Source organism: Paraflavitalea pollutisoli, assembly GCF_029360705.1.
GTDB lineage: Bacteria > Bacteroidota > Bacteroidia > Chitinophagales > Chitinophagaceae > Paraflavitalea > Paraflavitalea pollutisoli.
Window position 1 is genome coordinate 706,841 of sequence record NZ_JARKMX010000008.1, and the last position, 14,091, is coordinate 720,931.

Consider the following 14,091-nt stretch of genomic DNA (forward strand, 5'->3'; position numbering starts at 1 on the left):
GGGCATTTTATAATTCAATACCATGGACACAGTCACTACCGTTTCCGCCTTTGGCATCAAACAAGGTTCTTTCAGCGTTGACGCCAATGGCGCAGCCAACTACCAACTCCCCATTCAGGTACCGCCCGGCATCGCCCAGGCACAACCCAACCTGAAACTCGTCTACAACCACAGCGCCGGCAATGGCGAATGCGGCATCGGCTGGAGACTTTCGGGTCTTTCCGCCATTACCCGTATCGCTGCCATCCCTGCCATCGATGGTTTTTGGGGCAGCATCAATTACCAGGATACCGACCGTTTTGCGCTCGATGGACAGCGGCTCATCAACATCATCGGAGACTATGGTGCGGCAGGCACCACGTATTACACGGAAAACAACCAATGGAAGCAGGTCGTTGCAGGCGCCACACCACAAGACGGTTTCACCGTGTATACGAAAAGTGGGGCCGTCTGGAGTTACGGAACTACACCCGATAGCTGTATCATGGCCCTGGGATCCGGCAACGTGCGCGAATGGGCCCTGGCTTCCATCCAGGACCTCAACGGCAACCGCATCGAATACCAGTATACCAATACGCCGGTGGCCGGCAGCAGCGATATGGGCGCTTGTTACCTCAGTAAGATCCTCTATACCGTCACCAATAACAATGCAGCCAATTTTTCCATCCAGTTTGCGTATTCGCCGCGACCAGATGTGATCACCACCTTCCTGGGTGGTTACCCGGTGCAAACCGGCTTTGTGCTAACGGGTATACAAACGATGATGGGCAGCGATCCCGTGCTCACCTACACCCTTACCTATGGGCAAGGCACCGCCACCGGCTTCAGCCGGATAGAAACCATTACCCTCACCGATGCCGATGGCAATACCCTGCCGGCGATAGAAATAGGCTGGCAGGATGTAGCACAACCGGGATTCGACACCAGTCAACCAGCTACCCAGTTGTTGAACCAGGCTGGTCTGCTACAAACCTCCCCGGTAGATGTAAACGGTGATGGCATCACGGATATCCTGCAGTTTTACCTGGCGGATAAGGCGCTGAATGTGGTGACCTTTCTGGCCAGCCAGTCAGGCGGGCAGATTACTTACAGCAGCCCCGATCCGGATGGCCTGCAATTGGGATATTATGATGGCACGATCAATACCGACTACTATATCTACCCGGCCGACGTAAATGGCGACGGCCTCACAGATATCATGATTGTATACCCGGGGGGCGGCAATAACCAATACCTGTGTATAGACGTGTTTATCAATGACGGCAGCTCGTTCAGCAGCAATGCGAGTACAACCGTCACCAACAATCCCTGGTTGGGCAGTGATCTGTTGCAATGCTTTGCCATCGATGCCAACGGCGATGGCCGGGTGGACCTGGTGCAGGCTTACAACGATGCCGGGGTGTTGAACTTCAATGTCTGGTTGTCTGATTTTGTAGGCAGCAATGGCAGTTATTCCGCCACAGCGTTCAATACGAATACAGCGGGAGCTTATCCCAATCCGGCATTCTGGCCCATGGACGTCAACAACGATGGCATTATCGATATGGTAGTGCTCTCGGAGAATACGGAAGGGGCGTACCAGGTCACGTCGTTTATCACCACGAGCACCACCGGCGGCCTCAACCTGTTGGCCGGTCAGGCCAACACCAACCTGGGCGGGGCCAACGGTACGGTAACGATATTGCCGGTTGATGTGAATGGCGACGGCGTATTGGACATACTGCAACTGATCCAAAGCCAGTCGGACAATTCCTTCCAGCTTCAACCCTATTTCTCGACGGGCACCGGCAGCTTTGTGGCAGGTACGGAAAGCAGTTTCGACCCGCAGGGTTTCAATGCTTCGAACCTGTATCCCCTGGGCCTCAATGGTAACGGACAAACCAATATCGTCGCCGCCTGGCTCGACCCCAATAGTTTCCTGAACTTCACCATTTATGCGGCCGACCCGTCTGGGGTATTTACTGAAGGGGCTTCCATCCCGACTAACCTGAATATTCCCACGATATCCTTTTTTGCGGGCGATGTCAACGGGGATGGAAAGGGAGATCTCTTGTACAACTTTACCGGTTCCGGCAGTTACAGCAACATACAGCCATTTCCGTCCATCGGGCCCTACCCCGACCTCGCCAGCAGCATCAGCGATGCGCTCGGCAATACCACGACCATCGAGTATGCGCCGCTCACCGATGCCAGCGTGTATACGGAAACGGCTCCCGCTTACCCCCTGACGACACCGCGCCAGTATCCGTTCATCTTGTCGCCGGTGCAATACCCCGTGCAGGGGGTGCTGGGTATGGCGACCTATGTGGTATCGGCCTATACCCTCACCAATAATACGGCTTTAAATAAATTTCCTTATGAACAGTCATTCACGCAGCAGTACCGGAATGCCGCCATCGACCTTACCGGCCGGGGCTGGCTGGGCTTCCAGACGGTGCAACATACCAATACAGGAACGGGGTTGACGGTCGTGCGGAATTATCTTCAGTCCTTTCCATTTACAGGCGCCCTGGCATCCGTGTTAAAGATCCAACAGGGTAATCAACTGCTGCGGTCGACGGTGAGTACTTATCAGGCAAATACCGTGGCTGGTGCCGGCAGCCTGTCATCCAACGCAGCTGTTGCCGTGCTGAAAACCGGTGTGCTCGACTACTACTATTACATCGAGGCTGGCGTTACCAATTTCGAGTCGCTGACGGCCAGGAGCTTTGCGTACGACAGCTATGGCAATCAAACCGAAAAGACCTGGTGGGGTTACATCGATTACATCGATCCGGTTGGCATCGACAACACCGTTGCCTTCCCGGTCGTAACACCACAGTCGCCCGAGTATGTCGTATACAGGTACCGCCAATACCAGAATGACGTACTGGCCAATGGCTGGGCATTGGGCTACCTGTTGTATGAAAAGCAGTCAGCCAACAGCAGCGATGCCGATATTACCAGCTTTTTGCCGGGTGATTATAATTTGTCGGCCTGTACGTATACGCCACAAACCTATAACCTGCTCACCCGTGGCGCCTGGGATGATCAGAACAACGTGCTATTGACCACTTCCTTTACGTACGACAGCTATGGCAATCGGAAAACGGAGACCCGGCCCGGCAATTGTACCACACAATACACGTTTGATGCAACCTACAACTGCTACCAGGCATCGATGACCTCACCGGCCAATGCCCAGGGCACCCAACTGGTAACCCAGTATGGATATGACCCGCGGTTTGGCAAGTTGGTGGCCCAGCAAAATGGTAATGATGTAGTGTCCATTGTAGCCTATGACGGATTTGGCCGGAAAATAACCGAGCAAGGCCCCATCCCACCCGGATGCACGCAGACTGATACCAATCAATGCACACCTTATGTGACCGGCACGGTCGCTTTCGGATCGGCGGCAGTCCTCACACTATCAACCATCGTTTACCAGAACGACGGCGAAGGCGGCATCTACCTGCAGGGCAGCGTACTGCAGCAGTTTCCCAACAACAATAGCCCGGTGTGGGCCGATCACTGGAAATACGTCGATGGCAAGGGAAGAACGGCGGTGGTGGCCGTTCAGGCCGGCGGCAACAATGGGTATTCCGTGCAGGTGACCAGCTATGGCGCGTACGAAAGGCCGCATACCAAGACCCTGCCTTTCTTCAGTGCTACGGTGTCACCCACACCACCCGTGCAAGTGCCCATGATCGTATATACCTACGATGCGCTGGAGCGTCCTTTATCGAGGCAAACGCCCGCAGGCGCCAACAACGATGAGTTGGTATTGACCACCTGGGCCTATACCAAATGGGGGCAAACGACCATTACCGAGGCGTACGGTGCTCCGGAAGCCTATGTGCAGGTGGTGAGCCGACAACTATACAACGGCAAGCAGCAACAGGTGCAATCGGTGATCGTGAACGACAACAATGCCACCACGCTCTTCAGTTATGATGCCCTGGGACGGCAGCTAACGGTGACCGATCCGCAGGGTCTAAAAAACACACTAACCTACGACTCGTTAGGCCGGAAGATCGGGTACGATAATGCGGATCAGAATCCCAGACGTGTTGCTTCGGGGGCTTTGTCGTACCAATACAGCCCCGTTACGGGTGCTGTGCAAACAATTACCAATGCCATGCCGGCCGCGGTAACCTACACCTACGATGCGCTGGGGCGGGTGCTGACGCAAGTGTATACGGATGGGCGCCAGATCGCTTACACGTACGATACGGCAACGAATGGGTTGGGGCAACTGGCCACAGTGAGTACCACCACCAACGGCAATGGCAGTTCACAAAAATCGTTTGGATATGATGTGTATGGAAACGCCACCACCGAAACCCTCACGGTCAATGACCAGTCTTATACGACCAGTACAGTTTTTGATCCACTGAAGCGAATGGTGGGGCAAACCTACGATGACGGCATGTTGCTGACCCGGACCTACGATTGTGGGTTGTTGGTGTCGCAGCAGCTGGAAGCGGTAGAGATCCTTTACCCGATCGACAGTTACAGCGCCAATAGCCGTTATGGGGAGGTGCAGTACTTCAGCTACGGAGCAGCAGCCCTGACGGCCAATTATACCTACAACAGTGCCGGAACGCTGTATACGGAAACCTTTGCCAATCGCCAAGAGGAGCCCCTGCTGAACTTCAGTTACACCTACGATCAACTCCATGAACTGTTGACCAGCGATGAGGCGGTGGCCGGCGACAGCCAGGCCTATACCTATACCGCTAAAAAGATACAAACGGTGAGTGGATCGGCTGGCATGCCTACAGGATCCTACACGTTTGATACAGGCGGGCGTATAACAGCCAATGGCGGCTATACCTACAATTACCAGGGTTCCAATTGTCCGCAAACGATGACGATGGGCACTACGCAATACACAACACAACAGGATGGTTGTGGCCGGATCGGTGGGCTCACCGTAAATGGCGCTACCAATTATTTCGTGTATGCAGCCTCCGGCGACCTGATATCTATTATTGACGGCGGCACGCCGCTACGTACCATGCAGTATGATGAGTCGGGCAATCGCATCTTCGAGCTCTTTACAGATGGTTCCAGCATGGTGTATGTGAATCCTGTTTACCGGGTGTATACCGATGTTGCGGGTAATACCACCATTCTTAAAAATATGGTAGACAGTGGTGGCCTGGTGGCTACGCTTACCTCCGAGAACGAAACTGCTTTTTACCGCCGCGACCAAAAGCAGAACATCACCCATATTTACAATGAATACGGGGTGTTGCTGAGTGCCTATGCCTATGACGGTTTGGGCAATCCGACAGCATTGACTTCGGCCAATAAGCCGGCTCCCCTGTACGAAGGGCGTGACCTGGACCGGGGAACAGGGTTGTATTATTTTGGCGCCCGGTACTACAATCCTACGCTGGGTCTCTTCCTGGCGCCCGACAGCCGGCTGGGTGCGCGCAACAAGTTGAGGGCAGGTGCCTGGAACCGTTTTGCTTTTGAACTGAACAATCCTGTAAACCAACGTGACCCCAGTGGGCACCTGAGCATCTGGGCGGATATTGGCATTGCTGCGGGGGCGGTGGCCATGGTGGCGGTTGCGGCGGTAGGCATAGCGTTGACGGTTGTCACTGCCGGCGCCTCCGATGCGGCAGCTGCAGAACTGGAAGTGGATCTGGGCTCGCTGGAAGTAGCGGAAGTGGGCGGCGCTGCGGTAGATGCCGGCGCAGACGCAGCGGCCGATGCCAGTGTGGATGCGGCCACCGACGTGGTGGCCGATGCAGGTGGCGAAGCCGCGGCGGGCAGCACAGAAAGTGGTGGCGGCCTGGGCAAGACACTGGTACGGGTAGGTGTACGGTTGGGCACCAATGCGATCAAGGGCGCCGTCGTGGGTGCCGTGACCAATAGCGTGGAGTACGAAGTGGAATCGGGCTTCAAAGGATCGTGGAGCGGTTTGCTGAAAGCCGCGGAATTGGGTGCCCTATCCGGCGCTGTGAGTGGTGTCGTTTCCGGCGAGCTGACGGCGATGGTCAATCTCTCCGATTATTCCTTGTTTGGCCGCATGGCCATTCAGGGTGTTGCGGGGGCAATCGGCAACGTCTCGGGCAAGATCGTGGCCTCGGAGATCCTGAATCATCAGTTTCCGAGCGCCACCAGTCTGGCCGAAACGGCTGGAGCAGGTTTTGTGAGCGGCGCCCTGGTCGACAAAGACAACCTGGTGGGCCTCAAGAATGCTATCTCCTCCGCGTATGCGTCATGGACGGGTCCGGTGGAGATTGAGATGACGGTGTTTAGAGAGTATATCCAGTAGTGTGTACTCCAGCGGCGGCTACGTGGATATGGCACCGAATAGTGTGTATTCGAAATGTGGCGCTATACCGGGTGCAGGTAGCCGCCTGCTATAGCTATCGCTGGCTGTTCCTGAACCCCGGGGTCCTTATCCGGATCCCGGGGCGGGAATAGTGTCCCGATATTTTCACCCAGTTCCATATGTTTTACCGGGTAAAAATTAATTCTATTACGGTTGTCCGTAACAGCGGGAAATGGCCATACCTGATATTTACCTCCTTGTCGCCATGCCCTAAACAATAAAAGGGTAAAAACGGTGTTGTATACACCATCCGGCCGTTTTTACGGCGGGAAAACTATAGAGGGCGCTATCCATGAAGATTTTTAATCAAGTAACGACGAGCACATGAGAATTCGTTCTTATGTAAGACTTCATTCCTAAACCATAAAAAGCAACAATGACGAAGAAAGTATTGTTCTTGTCCATCGCCCTGAGCAGCATCCTCTTTGGATGCCAGAAAGACTCCGACAACGACGACGAAATTGCAGAACTCAAAAAAAGGCTGGAAGCCATTGAAAAAGGAAAAACGGTGACCGCGATTACTTTCGAGGGCGCCAATATGGTGATTACGTATAGCACGGGAGAAAAGATCACGACGCCTATTCCGGCGGGCGTAAAAGGCGAAACGGGCCCTGCCGGTCCTATTGGTCCTGCCGGCCCCACAGGTGCCACTGGCGTAGGCATCGCGTCCATCACCTACGATGAAACGACCGGCATCTTAAAGATCAAGCTGACCAATGGCAATGAATCTTCCTTCCAGGTCGTGACAGGTACGGATGGCAGTTTATCGGCGGTATTGTTGTCAGATACCAAAGGCAAGCAGTTGATTGCTTCCCTGTACGCAGGCGCAGCGCCTTACCTGGAGATGACCTATGATCCAACTACTTTCGAGGCGGCTACGGCCAAATCAAGTGACATCGTGGACGGTCAGGTCAGGAAAAGCATGGAGGTCAGCAAAAGTTATACGGCCGGCAAATTGACCAGTGCAACGGTGAAGCGGTTTGCGCTAAGAAAAGATATCGCCTATACCTATAATTACTTCCAAAGTATAGATGGAGACCAGGTGACGTACGCTACCTATAAAGGATCCTTCTTTTCTGAAACAGGAACCGATGGGTTGTATACCTTATATGTTTATTTAACGTCAGGTGGCGGTGGTAGCTCTATCTACCGTAAGTACACCAATGTGGTAAAGCTCGCCACACCCTTACCGGCTTACTCCGACTATGTATACAGCGAAACCGTCGTGTACAATATTAATGCGCAGATTTATGTACCTGGCTCTACCGACAACTGGTATAAAACCTATGGCAGGTATGATAAAACTGGTGTAACCAATCCGGGTGATCTTGTTTCTTCAGATACCTATGCGCTCGAGACCAATACAGATGGCCTGGTCACCAAAGTAACCCGGACTGGAGAGCAACGCTATATTAGTCTGGCGTATAATTCGCTCAAAAAACTGTCCCAGGCGGTAGAATACATCAATAGCTCGGTTGCCAGAACAATGAATTACGAATACAACGCTGCCAACCAGCTGGTATCTGTAAAACAAGTAGAGGGTGGAACCACTACGGAGATGATGAAGGCAGAGTATGATGCCAATGGTAATCCGGTTAAAATTTATGCTTATCAAAGTGAATTGTATTCCTATGGATGGAGCGAATTTGACCCCTGGGAGAATCCAGTAAACCCTTATGGGCCACATGTCGTTCGCCCCAAGGGCTTGTATCTTTACGCTACCCTTGAGTATACCAGCTACAAAAACTTTTTTGGCAATTCTATCGGATCTGTATTTCCTGGCTTAGGAGCTTTCAGCCCGGTCAATGCGCCTAAAAAAGTGGCCTATGCCAACAGTGCAGCATTTGGTTCCATTGAGTACAAAGATTTCAACGAGTTTGGTTACCCGCAAACGATCGTTACCAATGGTGCGAGCACTACAGATGGTGGCGGCAGTATCCGCATCGAGCTGACAGCCAGCTATACCAAGAAGACGAACTAGCATTCCGCATTTTCTATAATGCCGACTGCCGTAAACGAGGCTACTTGTTTACGGCAGTTTTTCTGTTCTAAATATTTCCTGGATAGAACTATGCGCATCATTGCCTGTTTTATAGTGCTGCTCCTGGCTACTGGCACGGCCACCGCCCAGGTCACCACCACTTCCAAAGACACCAGTCAGCATACCGCGCAGCCTCGCAAGAGCGATACGCTGGTGCGGGTTACGGTCATTGGTGTAAAGGCCCCCACCCCTTCCGCCAATATTACCCTCAGCCGGGAAGATATCGTGCGCACAGGCAGTGTGCTGGGGGAAGCCAATATTTATGAAGCATTGCAAAAGCAAGCTGGCATTATCCATACGACTGAAGTCAACAGCGGTTTGTTTGTGCGCGGTTTGAATGCGGGCAACACGGGTATGCTGCTGGATGGCGTCAATACCTTTTCGGGCAATCACCTGCTGGGTATCTATCCCCCGGCGAATGCGGACGCCTTTAGCAAAGTGCAATTACTGAAAGACAATATCCACCCGAAGTACAATGGATTCCTGGGGTCGTACCTGTTGCTGGAAACACCAGATAAGGTGCCGGATAGTGTACGGGGCCAGGCTGAACTGGGTATACTCACCTCCAAACTGGGCGTGCAGGCACCGGTGATCAGGAACAAACTAGGCATCATCAGTAATGTACGCCGATCGTATTTTGACCTCATCTCCAACACCTACAACCGACTCAATAAAGGCAAAGCCGATTATTCGCCGCTGCCGGTGTATGGTTTCTACGACTGGAACAATACCATCGTGCTCAATAGCCGGGCAGGCTTGTTTAAGTTGAACACCATGAGCTCCGGCGACCGGTTGAGCATGGATGATTCGCAACTCAACCTGGATGGGCACTGGAAGAATCTGACGATTGGCATCAATTGGCAATATCAATTAACTAGCGGGCTGTGCCTGACCGTCAATGCCGGGACGTCCCGTTACCAGGCTGACGCCTCCTATAAAAGCATCGGTCGTCAGTTGCAAAATGAAGTCAGGGAGTCGGGCGCAGGAGCCGATTTTCATTGGCAGTTGGATAAAAGCTATTCGCTGGATTATGGACTGTTTGCAAAGAGCTATCGCCTGAGTATGACCAGCTCCTCCCTCGATGCCGCAGATAGCACGCAACAGCACATTACAGTTGACAAGCGAGCGGAAAACATAGGGGCCTATATATACACCACTATCGCGGTGACCCGTCACCTGCAGGTGAGGCTCGGCACCACCGTTAGTCGTTATAAGTCAGATAAACCTTTTACCGCGCTGGCTCCAACCTTCAATATGACGTACACCTGGTACCAGCAAGCCATCAATGTGAGTATCAACCGGCAATTGCAATATGCACACCTGTATGTGCCTACGGGCATACAATTGCCCATCAACATATGGTATCCCTCGGTGAAGAATGCGCCGCCGGCAGACGCCTGGCATGTCACCGCTGGCTACAGCAGGGCGTTTGGCCACAAAATAAAAGCCAGTATGGCGGCCTATTATATACGGCAGCCGCACCAGACGGAGTTTTTGGACAAGAACTATTTCTCATCCCTCGATTTCAAGACGGTCCAGGGTGCCGGAGCTTCACGCGGCGTGGAGCTGAATGCCTATTATACCAGCAGCCAGTGGCGGCTGGAGGCGCACTACACGTATGGAAAAACCACAGGGCGATTCCCGGGTATCAATGAAGGGCAGGCGTACCCGCTGCCGTATGATATTCGCCACAAGGCGGATATGGTGATACAGTGGCAGTTTACACCCCGCTGGACCTTTTCTTTATCGCAGTATGTGCAGAGTGGCGGTGTGATCACCATGCCTACCGGACTCTACATACACCAGGATGCAGACCTGGGTGATGGAGGATTGCAGCCGGTGCCGGTATATACAGTAAGAAACAATTACCGGATGCCGCTGAGTCACCGGATGGATGTGTCGGTCAAACATGCATTTGACCTGGGTAAGATCCGCTGTTCCTGGACGGCGGGTATCTACAATACCTATTCGTACCAGAATCCTTATTTCATTTATTTCAAGATCAGGCAAACAGAAGATGGAGAACGGTATTTGCAGGCGAAGACAAAGTCTATTCTGCCCATGGTGCCTTTTATTTCACTACACACAGAATTCTAAAGAGGATGAAACAGACGCTATGCTTGTTGGGGCTGATTGCCGGGGTGATGACAGGTTGTGCCAAATTGGATGTGGAGGTGCAGATACCCGAGGGGCCCAGCCGCCTGGTGGTAGAGGGATTGCTGACACCGGGATATCCCGCAGAGGTGATGCTCACGGAGAGCAACACATTGCAGGACGAGTTGGTGTTGCTGGCGGTTTGGAATGCCAGGGTGTCGATGGATACCGATACAGGTACCATAGCGACGCGCAATATACTGTACAAAAAGACCGACCGGCGGATCATGATCAATTATGGCAGTGTGGATACCATGCGGGAAGGAGCACACTCCTACTTCAAGCTCAATATTACCACCAAAGATGGAAGGACGTTGCGGGCAGCTACGAAGGTGGTGAGCCCCGTTCGAATAAAGTCAGTAGAGCTGAACAAAGAAAATATTGTGACTCACCATGACCTGCTTGGCAACGAGCCGCGCTATTTGAGGATGTATGCAGCCACTTACAAGCAGGGCAAGGTGGCGATGTCCAAATCTATGTTGTACCAGCAAGGCCCGGGCACAGGCACCTCCTGTGTAATGCCACTGTCCAACTACCAATCCGGCACCGACTCCATTACCGTAACCTTGTTTCATATTCAAAAAGAATACTACGACTATCTTACTTCCGTCGAAAACGCCAACAGCGCATTTAGTGATCCACTGCTGAACCCGGAGGAGATCATATCCAATATCACTGGCGGGTTGGGGATCTTCACGTATTATACGATGGATAAGGTGAGGGCGAAGTAGCTTATGTTGGAGCAATCGATTACTGGGTAAAATAGGCATACAACGCATCAACATGCCTGAATACTTACAGAGCGATAGTCGATACATTTGATTGGTCAACCTACTAACCAAATCATAAAACTGCTCCCTGCATGCATCACAAAATGATGATGTCCCTGTTTGCCATTACCTGTTTATTCTCCGCTTGTTCCAAAAATGATACGCCGCCCCCCGATCCTGTTGTGCCTCCTCCTACACCACCCGAAGTGGTAGAGCATTATGTGTACGCGCGCGAAGGCAATATTACCCTCGCAATACACAAAACGGAGGCAGCACGTTCCGGAACGCCTGCTACCGCGATACAACTGATAAAAGACGACCTGCGCAATTTCTCCACGATAGTGACCGCATCGGCCACCGAAAAGTGGAAGCAGGATACGATCTGGATAGAAAGTAGTGGAGGTACGATCATCTACAATAGCACTAAAAATGCTTTAGTGATCGGCGACCTGCTGGGTTACCATGACAGAAAGACAAAAACAGAGCCCGGCATACTCTACCATTTCCTGGCGAAGAAGCATATGGAGAAATACCTGGGCGGTGCTGAAAAAAGCAGCCTTGAATCCAATTACAATGCGGTTCGTGCTCCTAAATATGCGAAAGCCTATGGCACGACGGGTTTAGTGCTGGTGAAAGACGCCGTACCCGATGCGTCAAAAAGCGCGGCAGACTATTTTGCTGAATTGACAGAGGCCTATTTGTCGGAGAACAATTACTATCCCTTCGATTACCACGAGCTGCAGCGCCATGATCCCACTGGCTTTTCTTTGATGGAAGCAGTATGGGGTAAAAGGTCTATCGCCGCCAATAGCCACGGCATTAGCCTGCCTCCCATCAGCCTGAAACAATGGCTGGAAGGAAAAGAATCCAACCTCGATACCTATTATAGAAAGTATATCGACGCGGATGGTTTTCCCATCGTAGCGTCTCGTTTTGTGGCAGACTCGGCGCTGGTACAGACAAAAATGATCGTTCAGAAAATGCTTACGCGTATACCGGAGGCAAAGGCGGCGATGCTGAAGGCTAATTTCCGGGTGGGTGTGATTGGCGCCCGGGAGAAGGTAACCGATATGCCCGAGAACAGGATGATGAATATCTGGTGGCCGGGAACAGACTGGGATGCGCGTGGCAGAGGATATGGCGCTACGGAATGGTTGCCACTGATGACCTGCGGCGAGGAGAACATCATAAAGCTGCCAGGCGGCGGTGATCGGTACCTGTATGAAAGCATCATGGTGCATGAGTTTGCACATAATGTTGACTACGGACTGCGTAAAGCACGTACCGGCTTTGAGGCCGAACTGCTGGCTGCCTTTGCTTATGCTAAAAACAATGGGTTGTGGTCGGGCACCTACTCGATGGAGAACGATGCCGAGTATTTTGCCGAAGGTGTACAGGCCTGGTTCGATACCTGCAATATGTATGTGCTCATCAATGGTGTCCGCACCAAACTAAAAACCCGCGAACAACTCCGCACCTATGATACCCGTCTCTTTGATCTACTCAGTAAGATCATGCCGACGGAGCATCTGACGGGGTATCACTTTACGTATGAGTAGCCTGCAGTCTCCCGTATAGCGCTCCCCTGGCCGCTCCGTAGCTACTCCCTGGCTGCTCCGTACCAGCCGGTAGTCAACGGCAGGTTAACCCCAGGTCAATTCCAGGTCAACCCCATGTCGGGAGGGCTCAAATGCAGGTGGGATGCGGGTTTATATGTTGCTGGAACGGCATAGTCAATCCCATGGCGGGTTTGATCGAAATGGAGAATATAGAAAAGTGTCTGTTTTGACACACTGTCGGGCGGTTTATAGTGGATGACTAATATACAATTGAAAAAGGCGGTAGTCCAAATATTTTATCGACTACCGCCCCTATTACTGGACGCTCCTGCCCGCTTGCGGGCGCTTATTTGTTCAATATTTTCATGACACCCAGCTTGTCTACGATAAGCAGTATGAACAGTACGGTGATTGTTGCTCCGCACAAGCCGATCATCAAATAGACATAGTACTCGATGGTCCATTCCAGTGCCACTTTAAGTCGTTGTAGAAAAGGTATGCCCTTTTGCGTGGCACCTTCATACAGCGAAAACTTCACCGTACAAAATTCATTCTCGGTATTGAAGTTGCCCAACTCCACCCCTAGTTCCTGGAGCTGCGATTCTATCTCCAGTATCTTGTCGTGCAGGGTAACATAATCACTGATCACGCCTCCCTTGGCCTTGAGTTCATTCAGCGATGCCAGCGTTTTTTCCAGCGACGCTTTCCTGGCATTCAACTGCCGGTACTCATTCGTCTTATCTACTTTGGTGACTTGTCGGGCTTTTACATCGCCGATTTGTTGGATCTTTTCATAGAATGCATCAAACTTGTCTGGTACGATACCGATCAGCAGGTGAACTTCCCGGCTTCCTTTATTACCCGTATTTTTTTCGTATTGAATCACACCTCCAAATTGCTTGATGTCGGCGTTGATCTGTTTTAAACCCTCCTCAAACTGGGTGCTTTTCGATTTGATGGAGGCCGTCTTTTCGTATTTCTGCGAAGAGACGCCCATGCCATCTGCAGGAACGTCGTGCTGTATCAACTGCTTTTCACTGGCATAGTTTTTCCGTAGGTTCTCAATCCTGTCAAAATAATTGCCAGCATCATCACCACTCTGCGACAGGCCACTGGCGACATATCCATACGCCAGTCGAAGGGCTAACAGGGCAAAAAACAATACGACAAACCACCTGCCGTATTTCCAGAATCGTCCTTTAAAGATATTTGTCATAGTTGGGGTTGGTTGAAGAA

General features: G+C 52.0%; 6 protein-coding genes. 5 read left to right on the top strand and 1 reads right to left on the bottom strand.

Going from position 1 to position 14,091, the window contains the following annotated elements:
* The first annotated feature begins 22 nt into the window (after positions 1–22).
* The 5 genes from P2W70_RS16955 to P2W70_RS16975 all read left to right on the top strand — a co-directional run bounded on the left by P2W70_RS16955 (position 23) and on the right by P2W70_RS16975 (position 12,855).
* The gene (locus tag P2W70_RS16955) at positions 23–6,271 is read left to right on the top strand and encodes an FG-GAP-like repeat-containing protein (RefSeq protein WP_276482686.1); all 6,249 of its coding nucleotides are present in this window, start codon (positions 23–25) and stop codon (positions 6,269–6,271) included.
* Between the two features lie 436 nt (positions 6,272–6,707).
* Entirely contained in the window at positions 6,708–8,312 is a 1,605-nt protein-coding gene (locus tag P2W70_RS16960; protein WP_276482687.1) for a collagen-like triple helix repeat-containing protein, read from the top strand.
* A gap of 90 nt (positions 8,313–8,402) precedes the next feature.
* Positions 8,403–10,469 carry a TonB-dependent receptor plug domain-containing protein gene (locus tag P2W70_RS16965; RefSeq protein WP_276482688.1) on the top strand — a complete coding sequence of 689 codons (2,067 nt, stop codon included), beginning with the start codon at positions 8,403–8,405 and terminating at the stop codon, positions 10,467–10,469.
* Positions 10,470–10,474: 5 nt separating this feature from the next.
* Complete coding sequence (locus tag P2W70_RS16970; protein WP_276482689.1) at positions 10,475–11,257, top strand: DUF4249 domain-containing protein; 783 nt, start codon at positions 10,475–10,477, stop codon at positions 11,255–11,257.
* A gap of 131 nt (positions 11,258–11,388) precedes the next feature.
* The gene (locus P2W70_RS16975; protein ID WP_276482690.1) at positions 11,389–12,855 is read left to right on the top strand and encodes a hypothetical protein; all 1,467 of its coding nucleotides are present in this window, start codon (positions 11,389–11,391) and stop codon (positions 12,853–12,855) included.
* 346 nt (positions 12,856–13,201) lie between these two features.
* Here P2W70_RS16975 and P2W70_RS16980 read toward each other — a convergent pair whose 3' ends face one another.
* Positions 13,202–14,071, bottom strand: coding sequence for a DUF4349 domain-containing protein (locus P2W70_RS16980; RefSeq protein WP_276482691.1), 870 nt, complete (start codon positions 14,069–14,071; stop codon positions 13,202–13,204).
* Positions 14,072–14,091: the final 20 nt, after the last annotated feature.

Bases quoted from the DNA above. Each gene is read 5' to 3' on its own strand.
- P2W70_RS16975 (WP_276482690.1), top strand. From the start codon at position 11,389: ATGCATCACAAAATGATGATGTCCCTGTTTGCCATTACCTGTTTATTC.
- P2W70_RS16960 (WP_276482687.1), top strand. From the start codon at position 6,708: ATGACGAAGAAAGTATTGTTCTTGTCCATCGCCCTGAGCAGCATCCTC.
- P2W70_RS16965 (WP_276482688.1), top strand. From the start codon at position 8,403: ATGCGCATCATTGCCTGTTTTATAGTGCTGCTCCTGGCTACTGGCACG.
- P2W70_RS16955 (WP_276482686.1), top strand. From the start codon at position 23: ATGGACACAGTCACTACCGTTTCCGCCTTTGGCATCAAACAAGGTTCT.
- P2W70_RS16970 (WP_276482689.1), top strand. From the start codon at position 10,475: ATGAAACAGACGCTATGCTTGTTGGGGCTGATTGCCGGGGTGATGACA.
- P2W70_RS16980 (WP_276482691.1), bottom strand. From the start codon at position 14,071: ATGACAAATATCTTTAAAGGACGATTCTGGAAATACGGCAGGTGGTTT.